This window comes from Rhizobium sp. CIAT894 (assembly GCF_000172795.2).
Taxonomy (GTDB): Bacteria; Pseudomonadota; Alphaproteobacteria; order Rhizobiales; family Rhizobiaceae; genus Rhizobium.
In genome coordinates this window covers 3,855,516-3,873,650 of record NZ_CP020947.1, presented here as the reverse complement: position 1 = coordinate 3,873,650, position 18,135 = coordinate 3,855,516, and the positions used below count along the sequence as shown (strand labels likewise).

The 18,135-nt window shown below is 61.9% G+C and carries 16 protein-coding genes; 5 read left to right on the top strand and 11 right to left on the bottom strand.

Annotated features, from left to right (window positions below):
- Window positions 1–5 precede the first annotated feature (5 nt).
- Window positions 6–263 carry a hypothetical protein gene (locus tag RHEC894_RS19030; protein ID WP_010066497.1) on the top strand — a complete coding sequence of 86 codons (258 nt, stop codon included), beginning with the start codon at window positions 6–8 and terminating at the stop codon, window positions 261–263.
- Here RHEC894_RS19030 and RHEC894_RS19025 read toward each other — a convergent pair.
- The 6 genes from RHEC894_RS19025 to RHEC894_RS19000 form a co-directional block, all read right to left on the bottom strand.
- Complete coding sequence (locus RHEC894_RS19025) at window positions 254–1,681, bottom strand: gamma-aminobutyraldehyde dehydrogenase (RefSeq protein WP_085738442.1); 1,428 nt, start codon at window positions 1,679–1,681, stop codon at window positions 254–256. The two genes, RHEC894_RS19030 and RHEC894_RS19025, sit on opposite strands and share 10 nt — an antisense overlap.
- Before the next feature lie 14 nt (window positions 1,682–1,695).
- The gene (locus tag RHEC894_RS19020; RefSeq protein WP_010068060.1) at window positions 1,696–2,508 is read right to left on the bottom strand and encodes an ABC transporter permease; all 813 of its coding nucleotides are present in this window, start codon (window positions 2,506–2,508) and stop codon (window positions 1,696–1,698) included.
- On the bottom strand, window positions 2,498–3,460 hold the full coding sequence (locus RHEC894_RS19015; protein WP_085738441.1) for an ABC transporter permease: 963 nt from the start codon (window positions 3,458–3,460) through the stop codon (window positions 2,498–2,500). Before RHEC894_RS19015 ends, RHEC894_RS19020 begins: the two co-directional genes overlap by 11 nt.
- Window positions 3,457–4,443: an ABC transporter ATP-binding protein gene (locus tag RHEC894_RS19010; protein ID WP_085738440.1), complete on the bottom strand. Its 987-nt coding sequence runs from the start codon at window positions 4,441–4,443 to the stop codon at window positions 3,457–3,459. The genes RHEC894_RS19015 and RHEC894_RS19010 overlap by 4 nt, the downstream gene beginning before the upstream one ends.
- A 212-nt stretch (window positions 4,444–4,655) precedes the next feature.
- Window positions 4,656–5,816 (bottom strand): ABC transporter substrate-binding protein, encoded by a 1,161-nt coding sequence (locus RHEC894_RS19005; protein WP_085739054.1) that lies wholly within the window; start codon window positions 5,814–5,816, stop codon window positions 4,656–4,658.
- 120 nt (window positions 5,817–5,936) lie between these two features.
- Window positions 5,937–6,845 carry a LysR family transcriptional regulator gene (locus RHEC894_RS19000; RefSeq protein WP_085738439.1) on the bottom strand — a complete coding sequence of 303 codons (909 nt, stop codon included), beginning with the start codon at window positions 6,843–6,845 and terminating at the stop codon, window positions 5,937–5,939.
- 179 nt (window positions 6,846–7,024) lie between these two features.
- Here RHEC894_RS19000 and RHEC894_RS18990 point away from each other — a divergent pair, with 179 nt between their 5' ends.
- Window positions 7,025–7,783, top strand: a complete 759-nt coding sequence (locus RHEC894_RS18990) for a hypothetical protein (protein ID WP_085738437.1) — start codon at window positions 7,025–7,027, stop codon at window positions 7,781–7,783.
- 65 nt (window positions 7,784–7,848) lie between these two features.
- On the opposite strand, the gene lysS is transcribed toward RHEC894_RS18990, so the two are convergent.
- The 5 genes from lysS to RHEC894_RS18965 all read right to left on the bottom strand — a co-directional run bounded on the left by lysS (window position 7,849) and on the right by RHEC894_RS18965 (window position 13,897).
- On the bottom strand, window positions 7,849–9,342 hold the full coding sequence (gene lysS / locus RHEC894_RS18985; protein WP_085738436.1) for a lysine--tRNA ligase: 1,494 nt from the start codon (window positions 9,340–9,342) through the stop codon (window positions 7,849–7,851).
- Between the two features lie 182 nt (window positions 9,343–9,524).
- Window positions 9,525–10,991 (bottom strand): glutamate--tRNA ligase, encoded by a 1,467-nt coding sequence (gltX, locus tag RHEC894_RS18980; RefSeq protein WP_085738435.1) that lies wholly within the window; start codon window positions 10,989–10,991, stop codon window positions 9,525–9,527.
- A gap of 241 nt (window positions 10,992–11,232) precedes the next feature.
- A complete protein-coding gene (locus RHEC894_RS18975; RefSeq protein WP_085738434.1) occupies window positions 11,233–11,982 on the bottom strand; it encodes a TerC family protein in 750 nt (249 codons plus the stop codon).
- A 219-nt stretch (window positions 11,983–12,201) separates the two neighbouring features.
- The gene (locus RHEC894_RS18970) at window positions 12,202–13,041 is read right to left on the bottom strand and encodes an AraC family transcriptional regulator (protein ID WP_085738433.1); all 840 of its coding nucleotides are present in this window, start codon (window positions 13,039–13,041) and stop codon (window positions 12,202–12,204) included.
- A gap of 175 nt (window positions 13,042–13,216) precedes the next feature.
- Window positions 13,217–13,897 (bottom strand): TetR/AcrR family transcriptional regulator, encoded by a 681-nt coding sequence (locus RHEC894_RS18965; RefSeq protein ID WP_010068402.1) that lies wholly within the window; start codon window positions 13,895–13,897, stop codon window positions 13,217–13,219.
- 150 nt (window positions 13,898–14,047) lie between these two features.
- On the opposite strand from RHEC894_RS18965, the gene RHEC894_RS18960 reads away from it, so the two are divergent.
- The 3 genes from RHEC894_RS18960 (at window position 14,048) to RHEC894_RS18950 (ending at window position 18,123) form a co-directional block, all read left to right on the top strand.
- The gene (locus RHEC894_RS18960) at window positions 14,048–15,262 is read left to right on the top strand and encodes an HlyD family secretion protein (RefSeq protein WP_085738432.1); all 1,215 of its coding nucleotides are present in this window, start codon (window positions 14,048–14,050) and stop codon (window positions 15,260–15,262) included.
- Window positions 15,263–15,290: 28 nt separating this feature from the next.
- Window positions 15,291–16,889 carry a DHA2 family efflux MFS transporter permease subunit gene (locus RHEC894_RS18955; RefSeq protein ID WP_085738431.1) on the top strand — a complete coding sequence of 533 codons (1,599 nt, stop codon included), beginning with the start codon at window positions 15,291–15,293 and terminating at the stop codon, window positions 16,887–16,889.
- Between the two features lie 208 nt (window positions 16,890–17,097).
- Complete coding sequence (locus RHEC894_RS18950) at window positions 17,098–18,123, top strand: LacI family DNA-binding transcriptional regulator (RefSeq protein ID WP_085738430.1); 1,026 nt, start codon at window positions 17,098–17,100, stop codon at window positions 18,121–18,123.
- The last annotated feature ends 12 nt before the right edge of the window (window positions 18,124–18,135 follow it).

Here is an 18,135-nt window from a genome sequence, read left to right as displayed (position 1 = left end):
ATCCTTTGCGTTTGCTGGAATACGCGGCAGCCGGGAAATTGTTCCAGATCGCTTGCGATAGAGATTGCGTTGTTGGTGCCGCCAAAGCGAACATCAACGTGCGAATCTTCGGCTTGATCCCCTCAGTGCTGGTGGGCTGCGTCGAATTTTGTCGCCTGGCTGAGATGGATGGGTACACGATCCGGAGCGCGCAATTGCCGGCGCTTTGCAGCCACACAGCCTGCGCCTCTCCAGATCCTGCCTTTTTCGCCGCTCAGCCGTGATTGATCATCACGTGGCGCACCGCGGTATAATCCTCCAGCGCGTACGCGGACATATCCTTGCCGTAGCCCGACTGTTTGAGGCCGCCATGCGGCATCTCGTTGGCCAGCATGAAATGCGTGTTGATCCAGGTGCAGCCATATTGCAACCGGGCGGCGGTCTTCATGCCGCGGCCGATATCCTTGGTCCAGACGGAGGAAGCCAGGCCGTAATCGCTGTCGTTTGCCCAGGCAATGGCATCGTCAGTATCGGAAAAGCGGGTGACCGAGACGACCGGGCCGAAGACCTCGCGGCGGACGATCTCGTCGTCCTGCAGGGCGCCTGCTATGACGGTCGGGGTGAAGAAGAAGCCCTTGTCGCCGGAGACCTTGCCGCCAGTGGTGATCTCCATGTGCTTGTGTTCGGAAGCGCGGGCGACGAAGCTTTCGACGCGTTCGCGCTGGCGTCTGGAGATCAGCGGGCCGATTTCGTTTTCGGTATCGTCGGCCTGGTTGAAGCGGATGCTTGCGACGGCAGAGGAGAGATCGGCGACGAAATTGTCGTAGACCCTGGCGTCGGCATAGATACGGCAGGCGGCCGTGCAGTCCTGGCCGGCATTGTAATAGCCGAAGGTGCGGATGCCTGACACGACGGCGTCGATATCGGCATCGTCGAAGACGATGACCGGGGCCTTGCCGCCGAGTTCCAGGTGGGTGCGCTTGACCGTCTTGGCGGCGGCCTGCAGCACCTTCTTGCCGGTGGCGATATCGCCGGTGATCGAGACCATGCCGATCTTGGCATGGTTGATCAGCGCGTTGCCGACGCTTTCGCCGCGGCCGAGAATGACGTTGACGACGCCTTCGGGCAGGATGTCGGAGAGCAGTTTCGCCATCTTCAGCGACGTCAGCGGCGTCTGCTCCGAGGGCTTGAAGACGACGGTATTGCCGCCGGCGATCGCCGGCGCCAGCTTCCAGGCCATCATCATCAGCGGATAGTTCCACGGCGCAATCGAGCCGACAATGCCGATTGGATCGCGCCGGATCATCGAGGTGTGGCCGGGCAGATATTCGCCGGCGGCCGGTGCGTGCAGGTTGCGCACGGCGCCCGCGAAGAAGCGATAACAATCGACGATCGCCGGGATTTCGTCGTTCAGCACCGCATTGATCGGCTTGCCGCAGTTCAGCGCTTCAAGCGCGGCGAAACCAGCCGCATCCTTCTCGATCGCGTCGGCGATCTTCAGCAGGTAACCGGAACGTTCGCCCGGTGTCGTCTGCGACCAGCTCCTGAAGGCTTTTTCGGCGGCATCGACGGCGGCATCGACCTGAGAAAGCGAGGCCTCGGGAAGGTCGATGACCGTCTCGCCGGTCTTCGGGTTCAGGATATGCTCTTCCGTCTCCGTGCCTTTTTCGAAACGGGACCCGATCAGCATCTGGATATCCATGAATGTTCTCCCTGTTATTTGCCGGCACCGGCGATCTGGTCGCCGTCGCGGGTGAGGTAATAGGCTGCCAGGATCGGCAGGAAGGTGACGAGCACCACGACCATGGCGACCACATTGGTGACCGGGCGCTGGCGCGGGCGGATGAGTTCTTCGAGCATCCAGATCGGCAAGGTCGATTGCTGGCCGCCGGTGAAGGTGGTGACGATGACTTCGTCGAAGGACAAGGCGAAAGCCAGCATGCCGCCGGCGAGAAGTGCTGTGCCGATATTCGGCAGGATGATATGACGGAAGGTCTGGAAGCCATCGGCGCCAAGGTCCATCGAGGCCTCGATCAGCGAGCCGGAGGTGCGGCGGAAGCGGGCGACCGCATTGTTGTAGACGACGACCACGCAGAAGGTGGCGTGGCCGAGCACGATCGTCCAGACCGAGAACGGAATGTCGAACAGACTGAAGGCGGAGCGCAGCGCAATGCCGGTGATGATGCCGGGAAGCGCGATCGGCAGGATGACCAGCAGCGAGATTGCTTCGCGGCCGAAGAATTTCGTCTGGCTGACCGCGGCCGCGCAGAGCGTGCCGAGGACGAGCGCGATCGCGGTGGCGATGACGGCGACCTGCACGGAAAGGCCGAGCGCCGACCAGACATCGGGCCGGTTCCAGGCAACGCTGAACCATTGCAGTGTCAGGCCGGGCGGCGGCCATTGATAGCTCTTCTCCTCCGTCGTGAAGGCATAGACGAAGATCAGCAGGATCGGCAGGTGCAGGAAGAGCAGGCCGCCGGCGGCGGCGATCTTCAGCGGCAGCGGCGATGTCTTGAGGTCATAGCGCATCGAAGGCCCCCAGTCTTTTGGCGAGCGACAGATAGAGCGCCATGATGACGATCGGCACGACGGAGAAGGCGGCCGCAAGCGGCACGTTGCCGGCCGTTCCCTGCTGGGCATAGACGGCTTGGCCGATGAACAGCCTGGACGAGCCGATGATCTGCGGAATGATGTAATCGCCCAAGGTTAACGAGAAAGTGAAGATCGAGCCGGCGACGATGCCGGGGAGGGCCAAGGGCAGCAGCACGGTGCGGAAGGTCTGGCGCGGTGTGGCGCCGAGATCGGCCGAGGCCTCGATCAGATTGCCGGGCACGCGCTCGAGGGCCGCCTGCGTCGGCAGGATCATGTAAGGCAACCAGACATAGACGAAGACGATGAAGGTGCCGAGGTAGCTCACCGAGAGCGAATTGCCGCCGACGACAGGCAGATTGAGGATGCCGTCGAGCAGCCAGGAGAGATGGAGCTTTTCGAAGATCCAGGTGAGGATGCCTTCCTTGGCGAGGATCAGCTTCCAGGCGTAGATCTTGACGAGATAGCTCGACCAGAGCGGCAGCATGACGCCGAGATAGAAGAGCACCTTCCATTTGCCTTGCGCATAACGGGCCGCGTAATAGGCGATCGGGAAGGCGATCAGCGCCGAAGCGACAGTGACCAGCGCTGCCATGACGACGGTGCGGATGATGATGTCAAAATTCGTCGGGCTCAAAAGCTGGGCATAGGTCGAGAGCGTGAATTCGTAATTCACCAGCCCGGAGAAATCGTCGATCGAGAAGAAGCTCTGCAGAAGCAGGGCGATCAGCGAGCCGATATAGATGATGCCGAGCCAGAGCAGCGGCGGCGTCAGCATCAGGAAGAGCAGGAGCTTCGGGTGACGCCAGAAGGCATCCGACATCCGGCCGAAAAACCCGCTACGCCCCGGAAGTATCGATGTCTTGCCGTCTGACATGGTGAGCGCCGTCATGCCGCATCGTCCATGTAGTGGATATCGGCCGGCTGCCAGGCAAGCCGGATACCGGCGCCGACATCAGGCACAGGCGCGCCCGCCGGCAGCGTGACATGCAGCCGGCTGCCCCTGAGATCGACGCTGAGGCGGGTGGCCGCGCCGAGGAAGCTTGCATTTTCGACCGTCGCCTCGATACCGTCGCTGGCCAGCCGGATCGCTTCGGGGCGCAGGCTTGCCCAGCGTTTGTCGCCGCCGAGCGCGGCCATCAGATCGGGGGCGATGACGTTGGAGGAGCCGACGAAGTCGGCGACGAAACGGGTCTTCGGGCGGCGGTAGATATCCTGCGGCGTGCCTTGCTGGACGATGTTGCCATTGTTGAAGACGGCGACGCGATCGGCCATGGACAGCGCCTCGCCCTGATCATGGGTGACGAAGACGAAGGTGATGCCGAGCGCGCGCTGCAGGCTCTTCAATTCTTCCTGCATCTGCTCGCGCAGCTTCAGGTCGAGCGCGCCGAGCGGCTCGTCGAGCAGCAGCACCTTCGGCTTGTTGACGAGCGCGCGGGCGAGCGCCACGCGCTGGCGCTGGCCGCCGGATAATTGACCTGGCCGGCGGGCGCCGTAGCCCGGCAGTTTGACGAGTTCGAGGGCATCGCCCGCAGCCTTCATCCGTTCGGCCTTGCCGATGCCCTTGACCATCAGCCCGTAGGCGACATTGTCGAGGATGTTGAGATGGGGGAAGAGCGCGTAGTCCTGGAACACGGTGTTGACGTTGCGCCGATAGGGCGGAACGCCGTCGGCGGTCTCGCCGAAGATCTGGATATGGCCTGATGTCGGCTGCTCGAAGCCGGCGATCAATCGCAGGCACGTCGTCTTGCCGGAACCGGACGGACCGAGCATGGCAAAGAATTCGCCCGGCGCGATTTCGAGATCGACGCCGTCGACGGCGCGAACTTGGCCGAAATGGCGCGATACCTGCTGGAAACGGACGGCTGACGTCATGGGGGCTCCGGGTCTTCTATTCTCAGAGGGCTTGGTCTTGGCGACTGAAAACCCCGCCCCAAACCCCTCCCCACAAGGGGGAGGGGCTTAACCTGCCGTACCCCTTCGCAAATACCTTGGTGTTTCGGCAGGATTCGGCGGTGCCACTCTTAGCCCACTCCCCCTTGTGGGGAGGATTGGGGAGGGGATTTTACGCATAGGAGCGGATCGGCTTACCTTCCGCCGATCACGCCGATATAATCCGACACCCAGCGATGATAGGGCACGCATTCGCTTTGCGTGGCGCATTTGGCGACCGGGGTCTTCCAGAACTTGATCTTGTCGAAATGATCGAAGCCGTTGGTGGCGCAGCCGGCATCACCCATCAGTTCGTTGCCCTTGCAGGCGGCGGGAACGGAGGGCACGGCGCCGAACCAGGCGGCGGCGTCGCCCTGGACTTTGGCCTTCAGCGAATGTTCCATCCACATATAGGCGCAGTTCGGATGTTCGCTGTCGGCATGCAGCATGGTGGTGTCGGCCCAGCCGGTGACGCCTTCATCCGGGAAGGTGGAGGCGATCTTCTGCTTGTCGGCCTGCAGCAGGTTGACCTGGAAGGGCCAGGAGCCGGAGGCGACGACACCTTCGTTTTTGAAGTCGTCGATCTGGATCATCGCGTCGTGCCAGTAGCGGGAGACCAGCTTGCGCTGGCCGCGCAGCAGGTCGAGGGCGGCCTTGTACTGATCCTCATTCAGTTCGTAGGGATCCTTGATGCCGAGATCCGGCTTGTGGGCCATCAGATACATGGCCGCATCGGCAATATAGATCGCCCCGTCATAGGCCTGGACGCGGCCCTTGTTCGACTTGCCGTCAGGCAGCGTCTGCTCCTCGAAGACGACGTTCCAGCTGGTCGGCGCCTTGTCCTTGAAGGCATCGGTATTGTACATCAGCACATTCGGCCCCCAGAGGTAGGGCACGCCGTAGTGCACGCCGCCGACCGTATACCACGGGCCGTTCTGCAGGCGCTGGTCGACGGTCTTGAAGCTCGGGATCAGATCGGTGTTGATCGGCTGGACGCGCTTGCCGGCGATGAGGCGCAGCGATGCGTCGCCCGATGCGGTGACGAGGTCGAAGCCGCCCTCGTTCATCAGCGACACCATTTCATCCGAGGTGGCGGCGGTCTTGACGGAAACCTTGCAGCCGGTCTCCTTTTCGAAATCGGTGACCCAGTCGTAGTTCTTGTCGGTTTCGCCGCGTTCGATATAGCCGGCCCAGGCAACGATGCTGACGGCGCCTTCGCCCTTGCCCAACGTCTTCAGCGGTTCGGCGGCGATCACCTGCGTCGCGAAGCTCAGGCAGGCGAGCGCTACCGTGCAGGATTTCAAGCGATTGGTCATCATCCGTCTCCCGGTCTGGTGCCACTTTCCGTGGCGGTTTGTTCCCGCTCAACAAGGTGACGCGAAAATGCCGCTTTCGCAAATTCATTTATCAGAAGGGTGTTATCGGAAATTCCGATATCAGCGGATGCGGCCGGACCGGAGACTTTCGGCGATGCCGACAAAATCGCGGGCCGCCTGCGGCAGGCTGGAGCCCTTGCGCCAGACCATGCCGACCTGGACGACCGGCAGCGACCCGGAGACGTCGCGGCTCTCGATGCGGTCGCCTTCGAGCGACCAGGGGCGATAGACGAGATCGGGCAGCAGCGCCACGCCGGCGCCGGTTGCCACCAGGCTGCGCACCGCTTCGACCGAGCGGGTGCGGAAGGCAACATGCGGGCGGGCGCCGAGTGCGGAGAGCAGCTTGCCGGTATTCTCCTCGATTTCGTCGACCGTCAGCATGATCAGCGGTTCACGCGCGATATCGGCGACCGAGATGATGTCGGCCGATACCAGCGGATGGCCCATCGGCAGCCAAAGCCGGTAGGGCGAGGTTTCGAGGATCTCGGCCTGCAGCGCCATGCGGTCACGCAGGTTCGATATCACCATGACGGCGACATCGAGTTCGCCGCCGACCAGGAGGTGTTCGAGATAACCGCCATTGTCCTCGATGGCGCTGACTTCGATGCCCGGACAGGCGCGGCGATATCGCGCCAGGAGATCGGAGAGCACGTAGCCGGCGACGAGCGAGGTGACGCCGATGTTCAGGGTGCCTGAGAGGGCGCTCTGCTGGCCGGAGAAGCTGGTGCGCGCATCGGAGACGGAGGCGAGGATCTTCGTGGCGTGGCGCAGGAACTGGTGGCCGTTATGAGTGATCGTCAGGCCGCGCGGGTGGCGCTCGAACAGCGCGACGCCAAGGTCGGTTTCGAGCTCTTTCAACGCCTCCGTCACCGAGGATTGCGAGATCGAGAGGTTCTGTGCGGCGCGCGTCACCGACCCTTGTTCGGCGACAGCGACGAAATACTGGATCTGGCGAAGCGTGAAGGCCATCAGCGTTTAGAGCATGGCGGAACAGGCCCTGGCAAGCGGCTGAAAAAAGCGGACCTTTTTTGGTGTTTTCTCAAAAGGGCGCAGGCTTCGCGCGCCCACTTAAACATTCGGAAACGTGATTTCCTTAACGTTCTCAGCACTTGTCCTGCGTTGGAGTTTCAGATGGCGGAGCAGTTGGCGTGAAGGCCTTACTGCGCATGTTCCGGCCTTCCCGGAAATTGGCAATGATCATTGGTGGAGTCGCTCTTCTGGCGGGCGTTTCCGGCGGTGCGGCCGTCTTTGTCGGCAAGGACAGACTGATGAGTGCCGCCGGTGGCGGCTACGGCCTCGAATGTAGCGACGTCAACCTGGTGACGATCCGGAAGCAGGATCACGTCTGGGTGCGCAAATATATCAAGACCGAACCGACCGACGGTATGACACGCGTCAAGACTGCGCTTCGTGTCGCTCAGGCCGTTTATGCCGCGCAGAAGCCGGATCTGGTGCAGGTGGTGGTGCTCGACGAGAACGGCCCGACCCTGCGCTCCGACATTCGCGGCCGGGCGATCGGCGCCGACGTCGTCTATATCCCGCATCCCGACAAGGCCGTTCCCGGCCTCGACGACAAGACCTATACGGCGCGCTACTATGACGGCAAGGCCAGCGAGAACGGGCTGTTCTTCGGCGAGCGGATAGAGTTGCCTCTCGATGAGATCGCCATGATCAGCAACGCCTTCAAGGATCCTGAGGATTGCGTCGACCCGGTCGCGGTGGGTTCGACGAAGAACGGCGAAAAGGGCAAGAAGGCCGCAGGCGGCGGACATGGCGCAGCGCCGGCGGCCGAAGGCGAAGCCGCCCCCGCTGGTGAAGCTGCGCCAGCCAAAGAAGGCGCGGGTGCCGATGTGGTGGCGGAGGCTCCGGCCGAAGAGCCGCCGGCGGAAGGCGCCAAGACCCACTGAAGCACCGGCATGAAAAAAGCGGAGCGCCGGCCGGCACTCCGCTTCGTTTTCTCATGTTTCGTCCGTCAGTCGGCCTTGTTGCGGCGGGCCGGGAAGAGAATGACGTCGCGGATCGACGGCGCGTTGGTCAGAAGCATGATCAGGCGATCGACGCCGATGCCGAGGCCACCTGCCGGCGGCATGCCCTGGTCGATCGCATCGAGGAATTCCTCGTCCAGCTGCTTTTCCTTTTCGCCGCGGGCATGCGCCTGTTCGAGTTGCTCGACCATGCGGCGGCGCTGCTCTTCCGGATCGTTGAGCTCGGAGAAGGCGTTGCCGAGTTCCCAGGCGTTGCAATAGGTCTCGAAGCGTTCGACCAGGCGCGGCTCGCCCGGCACTTCCTTGGCGAAGGGGGAAATATCCTTCGGGAAATGCGTGACGTGCGACGGCTGGATCAGCGTCGATTCAACCTTTTCCTCGAAGATGAAGGCAAGGCACTCGCCCCAGGTCCAATCCTTCTCGACCGCGAAGCCGGCAGCCTTGGCGGCGGCGCGCGCTTCCTCGTCGGTCTTGATCGCGAGGAAATCGATGCCAGTCGCTTCCTTGACGGCGGCGGGCATCGGCACGCGCTTGAACGGTCCCTTGAAGGACAACTGCTTGTCGCCGAAGTCGAATTCCGTCGTGCCGTGAATGGACAGCGCCAGGCCCTCGAACAGCCGCTCGACGAGGTCCATCATGTCCTCGTAATCGGCATAGGCCCAGTAACATTCCATCATGGTGAATTCGGGATTGTGCCGGGTGGAGACGCCTTCGTTGCGGAAGTTCCGGTTGATCTCGAAGACCTTGTCGGTCAGGCCCGATACCAGCGTACGCTTCAGGAACAGTTCCGGCGCGATGCGCAGATACATGTCGAGCTTCAGCGTGTTGTGATGCGTCTTGAACGGTTCGGCCGTGGCGCCGCCATAGATCGATTGCAGCATCGGTGTCTCGACTTCCATGAAGCCGTCATTTTCCATGAAGCGGCGGATGCCGGAGACGATCTTCGAGCGCTGCTGGAAACGAAGCTTCGAATCCTCATTGGTCATGATGTCGAGATGGCGCTTGCGATAGCGCAGCTCGATGTCGGAGAGGCCGTGCCACTTCTCGGGCATCGGCAGCAGCGACTTGGTCAGCATTTCGATCTTCTGGGCGTTGATCGTCAGTTCGCCGCGCTTGGTGCGGCGCACGATGCCGGTGACGCCGATAATATCGCCGATATCGATCATCGGCAGCAGACCGCGGGCCTCTTCCGGTGTCGTGTCCTTGTGGCTGAAGATCTGGATCTTGCCGGAAGCGTCGCGGATATCCATGAACATGCCGGAGTTGCGTGAGGAATAGACGCGGCCGGCGACGGTGACGACATCCTGCGTCTCGACGTCGGGTTCCAGAGATTCATACTTGGCGCCAAGCTCGGCATTGGTCAGCGTCCGGTGGAAATGCGCCGGATAGACCTCGCCGATCTGCTCGCGCAGCAGCTTCAGCTTCTGGGCGCGCACCTCGGTCGCGTCGGAGGAGAGGGTGTTTTCGGTCTTGTCGTTCATGTTCTTTGCCTCATCGATGCGGCATGAATTCTAAACCAACGTTCGTTTACCCGAAGCGTGGCGACTGGCTCGACGCTAACCCTCCCCCTTGTGGGGAGGGTCGGAGCGAAGCGGAGGGGAGGGGTTTTGTGGAAAAGGCCCCTCCCCAAGCCCCTCCCCACAAGGGGGAGGGGCTTCCACTTTCATTTCGAGCCGACGAGGGCGGCGACCGCCTGGGCGGCGAGTTTCAGGCGCTGGCGCACGACGGAGCGTCCGAGGATCGCCATGGAATCGAAGAGCGGCAGGGACCGCGACGAGCCGGAGACGGCCACGAAGAGCGGCGAGACCACCACCTTCAGCTTCTTGCCCATGCGATCGGAGATCGCGCGCAGCTCCGCTTCGATCGTCTCGACATTCCATTCCAGGATCTTTTCGAGATCCGGCTGAACGGTGTTGAGGATCTCGAGGATCTCTTCCGGCGGCGACTTGATCTTGGCGAAGTCGGAAGGCTGCAGGCCGAGATCTGATTTCAGCAGGAAGCCTGCGAGATCGGGCAGTTCGCCGAGCTTGGAGATGCGCGTCTGCGACAGGCGCAGGCCAGCCTTCAGGCGGTCGTTCTCCATCGCCCAGGTCAGCACGCGCGCCTGGAATTCCTCTTCGGAGAGCTTCTCGCGGATCCAGCGGCCGTTCAGCCAGTCGAGCTTCTGGATGTCGAAGATCGCGCCGGCCTTGGAGAGGTTTTCCGGGTCGAATTTCTCGGAGAGCTCATCCATCGTCAACAGCTCTTCACCTTCGGCGATCTGCATGAAGAACAGGCCGAGGAAGTTCATCAGCGCTTCGGGGATATAGCCGAGCGCGGTGTAATAGGAGATCGAGGTCGGGTTCTTGCGCTTCGACAGCTTCGACTTGTCGGCATTGCGCATCAGCGACAGATGCATGAAGACCGGCTGGTCCCAGCCGAAATAGCGATAAAGCAGAATGTGCTTCGGCACCGAAGCCAGCCATTCCTCGCCGCGCGCCACATGGGTGATCTTCATCAGATGGTCGTCGATGACGTTGGCCATGTGATAAGTCGGCATGCCGTCGGCCTTGATCAGCACCTGCATGTCGACGGAATCCCACGGGATGGAAACATCGCCGTAAACGCCGTCGGTGAAGTCGCAGGAGCCTTCGGCCGGTATCTTCATGCGGATGACCGAGGCTTCGCCGGCGGCCGTGCGCGAGGTGACTTCCTCGGCCGTGATGCCGAGGCACAGACCATCATATTTCGGCGGCTTGCCGGCAGCGCGCTGCGCCTCGCGCATCTGCTCAAGGCGCTGGGGCGTGCAGAAACAGCGGAAGGCATGGCCCTTGTCCAGCAATTCCTGGGCGTAGGGCTGGTACATCGGCTTGCGGTCGGACTGGCGATAGGGGCCGTAGGGGCCGCCGATATCGGGGCCTTCCTTCCATTCCAGCCCGCACCATTTCAGCGCGTCCAGCACCTTCGTCTCGAATTCCGGGGTCGAGCGCGTCGCATCGGTATCCTCGATGCGCAGGATGAACTCGCCGCCGTGCTTCTTGGCGAAGAGGTAGTTGAAGAGAGCGATGTAAGCGGTGCCGACATGCGGCTCGCCGGTCGGCGAGGGAGCGATGCGGACGCGGACGCCGGTAGCTGTCCCGGAAACTGTCATTGTATGTGCCCGTCAATGAATGCCGGACGGTATTCGCGGGAAAGCGACGTTCGGCCGGAAGGATGCAGATATCTTCATCGGCAAACCGGCCGAAAAAGGGCATTCGCCCGCACACTCCGCCGATCGTCCGTTCGGCTGGCCTTAGGCCATATTCAACAGGGCGCGTCAAGAAAAACCGCGTCCGCAACGGCTTGCCGGCGCTGAGAGGGCGCGCTGGCTGCAGCGCGCCCTCCTATCAGCCTCAATGCGCGCCTTCGCGTTTCCGCTTGCGCGCGTTGCGTGCGAACATGTTCAGCACCTCGACCAGCGCCGAGAAGGCCATGGCGGCGTAGACGTAGCCCTTCGGCACGTGGAAGCCCATGCCTTCGGCGATCAACGTCGTGCCGATCATCAGCAGGAAGGCAAGCGCCAGCATGACGATCGTCGGGTTCCTCTCGATGAAGTTGGCGAGCGGGTTGGCGGCGACCAGCATGACGGTAACGGCGGCGATGACGGCAATCACCATGATCGGCAGATGCGGCGTCATGCCGACGGCGGTGATGATGCTGTCGACCGAGAAGACGAGGTCGAGCAGCAGGATCTGGCCGATCGCCGATGCGAAGCCCGTCGTGACGGATGTCGCGATGAAATCCTCCTGCTGGTCGATCGGGTCGACGGTGTGGTGAATTTCCTTGGTGGCTTTCCAGACGAGGAACAGGCCGCCGGCAATCAGGATCAGGTCCTTCCAGGAAAAGCCGTGGCCAAAGGCCGTAAACAGCGGCTCGGTCAACTGCACGATCCAGGCGACGGTGCCGAGAAGCGCCAGGCGCATGACCAGCGCAAGACCGATACCGATCTTGCGGGCCTTCTCCCGGTGCTCGGGCGGCAGTTTGTTGGTGAGAATGGAAATGAAGATCAGGTTGTCGATCCCGAGAACGACTTCCATCACCACCAGCGTGATGAGCGCCACCCAGGCGGCCGGATCCTGAATGAGCGTCATGATTTCCTGCATCAGCGTATATCCCTCTTGCGTCACATGATTGGATGACGCGCGCAATGTAGTATCGGCGGCCTGCCACGCAAGCGCCGCAAGGGGATATACGAAATTGGTGTGACTTTTATTCCCTAGAACAGGATGATTTAAGGCCGGGTCGGCCTTAAATTTGAATCCTGTTCTAAATTAAAGAGTTAGAGCATGATGTCATGAGAAAACCGCTCGCAATTTTCGGCATCATGCTCTGACCGGCAGCCAGATTTCGGTGACGCCCATGCCGGTATAGGGGTCGAAGCGCTCGTCGTAACGCTCGAACATGTCGGGCAAGGCGCCGTGTTCCAGGCCGGAGGTCGGCCACCAGGTGCCGAAAATCCGGTGCATGGTCACGGAAATGCCGGAGACATGGCCGCGATGGGTGAAGACGACGTAGCGCTGCCCCGGCAGCTTGAGTGTGGCAAAATCCGCCGGCAGATCACCGGCGTCGGCGACTTCCGCGGCGGCCATATAGCGGAATTTCTCCGCTTCGCCGTCGATATGCGTGCAGATGCCGTAAGCGACGTTGCCTTTCTGGCCTGATATATGGCCGAAATGGGCATTGAACTTCTGCCAGAGCGAGGGGATGGCGGCATTGCCGCCATAGGCGTAGATCTCCTGCAGACCGGCAAAAAGCATCGGCTGAAGGGTTTCGAAGCGGGGCGGTTCGAGGTCGTTGAGGTGGGCGGGGTCCATTCTGATCGGCTCCAGCAGGACAAGGTTACGGGCGTGCCCCTGCCTGCGCACCGCATCCGGCGTCACACCGAACTGGTCGCGGAAGGCACGGGTGAAGGCTTCGTGCGAGCCGTAGCCCGCACAAAGCGCAACCTCGAGAATGGTGGATGAACCGCCGACAAGCGCAGGCACGGCGCGGCTGAGGCGCCGTCCTCTGATATAGCCGCTGATCGAGTGGCCGGTGACGAGCCCGAAGACGCGCGACAGATGATAGCGCGACAATCCGGCGGCCTCGGATATCTCTTCCAGCGATAGATCGCTTTCGAAATGGCTCTCTATGAACCAGATCGCCCGTGCGATGGCGCTCATTCTCACTCCCTACAGCGCCGCGCGTCCTTTGAGACGCGCAAAGGACGCTGTAGCACTGTGAATTGCTGCATAGTTATGCAGCGGTTGCGACTTCTTCCTTAGAGAAAAGCCGGCAGCCGGGTTTGATCGTCGTTGCGGAATTTTGGGCGATACGCGGCCACCGTCAAGGAGGCGGTCAGGCGGTTTCGTGCCGGCGCACGCTGTAGGCGGCCATGAAGACCCGGATCGCGCCGCGGATGACGCGCTCGATTTCGTCGCGATGCGGCGGCTCTTCCATGGTTCCGAACAGGCGCAGCTTGAAGAAACTGCCGCTGGCGAGATCGAGGAACTGGCCGGCGGCCAGATCGATGTCGTCGATCTCAAGCGTGCCTTCGGCGACATGCCGTTCCAGGAAGTCGCGCATGATGGTGCGCAGGTTTTCCGGGCCCTTGAAGAAGCGCTGACAGAGCACCGGCATGCGGTCGCGAACGCCGAGAACGGTGCGCATCGCATTGATGACCTTTTCGTCGGTCATATGGGTGACGAAACTTATCCCGAATTCGTACAGGCCGGCTTCCGGATCGTCATGTTCGGCAAGCGCGGTGCGCACGGCCGCCACGAAGGCGGCGCGCTCGGCCTCGATCATCGCCGAAAACAGTTCTTCCTTGTTGGTGAAGTAGACGTAGAGCGTTCCCTTGGAGACCCCGGCCTCGCGCGTCACGTCGTTCATGCTGGCGGCGTCGAAACCCATTTTCATGAAGACGCGCTTGGCGCCGGCAAGAATCTGCTGGCGCTTGGCCGGATCTTCGCCCGCGGCAAATCGGCCTCCGGCAGCGGGGGGGCTGAAGACGGCGGCATGGTCGGGTTTCAGCGTCATGTCTCCTTAACCGTATTCACGGTTTCGCATTTTCGTTAAAGAAATCGAACCGATTGGTTCTATACATCTTGATATGACGATAAAACAGGTTTATGTCAACTGAACCGAACCGTTCAGTTCGATGAATTACTCCAAGATCGGTAAGTGGCCATGTCGAGCAACCAGAAAAGCAACGTCGCGCGGATCGTCAGCGAAAATGCCGGAGCCGAAGAGGCAAAGGCCGAGGTCGCGGTCGTCGCCGAGGCTCCGACGGCGGAAGCCCTGGAAAAGCCGTCTGCCCCGGCGCAGTCGGCGCCGGCTTCGGTCGCCGCACCCGCCGCTGCGAAGAAGCGCCGCAGTCCGGTACTGCCGATCGTCGTGCTTGCTCTTCTCGCCGGCGGCGGCTGGTACGGTTACGAATGGTGGACGAACGGCCGCTTCATGGTGTCGACCGACGACGCCTATATCGAGGGCGATATTGCAACGATTTCGCCGAAGGTCACGGGCTACGTCGCGAAGGTGAATGTGGTCGCCAACCAGGAAGTCAAAGCGGGCGACGTGCTTGCCACGCTTGATAACGGCGACTATCAGAACGCCCTGGACCTGGCCCAGGCCCAGATCGCCACCGAACAGCTTTCGCTGCAGCGCATCGACGCGCAGATCGAAGGCGCCAATGCCAGCCTCGTGCAGGCGCAGGCGCAGAAGGTGGCACTCGAAGCGGCCGTTCGCGGCGCAGAGATCACCCAGAAGCGCCAGAGCGAGCTGCAGGCGAAGTCGGTCGGCACGGCTGCCGATCTCGACAACGCCAATATCGCCCTCGACCAAGCCAAGGCCAATCTTGCCGGCGGCGACGCCAACATCACGGCCGCGCAGGCCAACATCACCATTCTCCAGGCCCAGCGCAAGGAGGCCGAAGGCTCGGTCCGGTCGCTTGAGATCTCGCGCGACAAGGCTGCCCGCGACCTCTCCTTCACCGTGCTCAAGGCGCCTTATGACGGCATCGTCGGCAACCGCTCGGTCCAGGAAGGCGATCTCGTTTCGCCCGGCCAGCGGCTGATGGCGCTCGTTCCGGTGCATGAGCTCTATATCGACGCCAACTTCAAGGAAACGCAGATCCAGCATCTGGTTCCCGGTTCGAAGGTCAACGTCCATGTCGACGCCTATAGCGACCATCCTGTTGTCGGCACCGTCGAATCGATCTCGCCGGCGTCCGGCTCGGTCTTCTCGCTGCTGCCGCCGGAAAATGCCACGGGCAACTTCACCAAGGTGATCCAGCGCGTGCCGGTGCGCATCGCGCTGCCGCAGGATGCGCTTGACAGCGGGCGCCTGCGCGCGGGTCTCAGCGTCGTCGTCGACGTCGATACCCGCACGGCGCCGGGCAAGTAAGCCTTTAAGAAAAGGCGGAGGTGGTCCGATGGCCGGAAGCGCGACAGCAACAGCGGGAACGATTCCGGCAGCGCCCGCCCACGCCGACGAGCGCATGGATCCGAGGAAGCTCATCGCCTTCTTCGCGATGGTGCTCGGCATGTTCATGTCGATCCTCGACATCCAGATCGTCTCGGCCTCGCTTGCCGAAATCCAGGCCGGTCTTTCGGCGGGCAGCGACGAAGTCGGCTGGGTGCAGACGGCCTATCTGATCGCCGAAGTGATCATGATCCCGCTTTCGGGCACACTGGCGCGCATCATCTCGACGCGGTATCTCTTCGCGATCTCGGCGGCCGGTTTCACCATGGCGAGCGCGCTCGCCGCGACGGCGACGAATATCGACCAGATGATCGTCTACCGCGCCATTCAGGGTTTTATCGGCGGCGGCATGATCCCGTCGGTGTTCGCGGCCGCCTTTACCATCTTCCCGGCGTCGAAGCGCAGCATCGTTTCGCCGATCATCGGCCTGATCGCGACGCTGGCGCCGACCATCGGCCCGACCGTCGGCGGCTATCTCAGCCACGCCTTCTCCTGGCACTGGTTGTTCCTCGTCAATATCGTTCCCGGCATCATCGTTACGATCGTCACCTGGAATTTCATCGATTTCGACAAGCCGGAATTGTCGCTCTTCAAGAAGTTCGACTGGTGGGGACTGATCTCGATGGGCATCTTCCTCGGCACGATGGAATATGTGCTCGAAGAGGGCAATTCGAACGACTGGTTCAACGACAGTTCCATCGCGATTGCCGCCGTCGCCTCCGGCGTTGGAGCAATCGTCTTCTTCTATCGCGCCTTCACGGTGGAGTTCCCCGTCGTCGATCTCAAGGCCTTTGCGAACCGGAATTTCTCGTTCGGCTCGATCTTCTCCTTCGTGATGGGCATCGGCCTTTATGGCCTCACCTATATCTACCCGGTCTATCTCGGCCGTATCCGCGGCTATGATTCACTGATGATCGGCGAGACGATGTTCGTCTCCGGGCTTGCGATGTTCTTCACCGCGCCGATCGCCGGCAAGCTGTCGACCAAGATGGACCTGCGCCTGATGATGGTGATCGGCTTCACCAGCTTCGCCGCCGGCACATACATCATGATACACCTGACGGCGGATTGGGATTTCTACGAGCTGTTCATTCCGCAGATCCTGCGCGGTTTCGGGCTGATGATGTGCATGGTGCCGATCAACAATATCGCGCTCGGCACGATGCCGCCCTCGCGCATCCGCGGCGCATCCGGCCTGTTCAACCTGACCAGAAACCTCGGCGGCGCCGTCGGCCTCGCGGTCATCAACACCGTGCTCACCAACCGCCAGGACGTGCATTACGAGCGGCTGCGGGAGAATATGGACTGGGGCAATCCGGCGGCGGTGGACCAGATGAACAACATGACCGCCAATTTCAACACATACGGCATGGATGGCGCTTCGGTCGCGATCAAGCAGATGGTCGGCCTTGCCACCAAGCAGGCGGTGATCCTCTCCTTCAGCGATATCTTCCTGATCCTGACTGCGCTTTTTGTCGCAATGATCTTCGGTGTCGCCATGATCAAGAAACCCGCGCCGCAAGGCGGGGGAGGCGGTGGCGGCCACTGACCTCCGGCCTGCCGCCCCTTGAAAAGGCCCTCTCCGGAGGGCCTTTTTGTTGCGGTTTTGCAGCTTCCGTGCGATCAGGCGGATGATCACCGGCCGATCAGCCCGAATCGGGCGAGCAATGCCGGAAAATCGATAAGGAAACCGGCCTGTTCGATTTTTTGATTTACGTACATCAAATTTGGCGCTAAGGGTCTCGTCGGGAGGAATGATGAGACCAACTGTTCACGATATTGCCGCTGCCGCCGGTGTCAGTCTCGCGACTGTCGACCGGGTTCTCAACCAGCGTCCCGGTGTGCGTCACGTCACGCGGGAGAAGGTCGAGAGCGCAATCCGCCAGCTTGGTTATATCAGGGACGTCGCCGCCGCCAATCTCGCGAAGGGACGCACCTATCCGCTGGTCTTCATCCTGCCGGCGAGCGACAATTCCTTCATGCACGGGCTCAATGCCGAGATCCGGCAGGCGATCCTCCGGTCGTCGGCCGAGCGCACCGATATCCGTACCATCGAAGTATCCGCATTCGACCCGGCGGCACTCGTCTCGGTGCTCGAAGGGCTTTCCCAGGAAAAACGTTGCGGCATAGCGATGGTTGCGACCGATGCACCTGAGGTGCGCGATGTCGTCGACAGGCTGGTTCGGGCGGGATTTCCGATCGTCACCCTGGTTTCCGATCTGACGGGGTCGCTGCGCCATCACTATGCCGGCATCGACAACATTGCGGCCGGTCGTACGGCTGCCCGGCTGCTCGGCCGGTTTTTAGGAGCTCGAAAAGGTGAGATCGCCGTTCTTGCCGGCTCCATGCTGGTGCGCGACCATCGCGAGCGGCTGGAGGGTTTCACCGCCGTCATGGCCGAGGAATTTCCCGATCTGGCGATCCTGCCGGTTCTCGAAGGTCGCGACGACCCCGAGGTCGCCCATAGGCTCGTCACTGATGCGCTTTCCCACAATGCCGGCATCGTCGGTGTCTACAGTCTCGGCGCCGGCAATCGCGGCCTGATCCGGGCATTGAAAGAGAAGTCCGTCGATCGGACGCTGACCGTGGTCGCCCACGAACTGACCGCCCATACGCGTGCGGCGCTCCTCGACGGCACGATCGATGCGATCCTCAACCAGGACGCCGGCCATGAGGTGCGCAGCGCCATCCGCGTGCTGAAGGCCAAGGCGGACGGGCTTGCCGTCATCGAAGCGCAGGAGCGCATCCGTCTCGACATATTCCTGAAAGACAATCTGCCGTAACGGCAAAGGAGA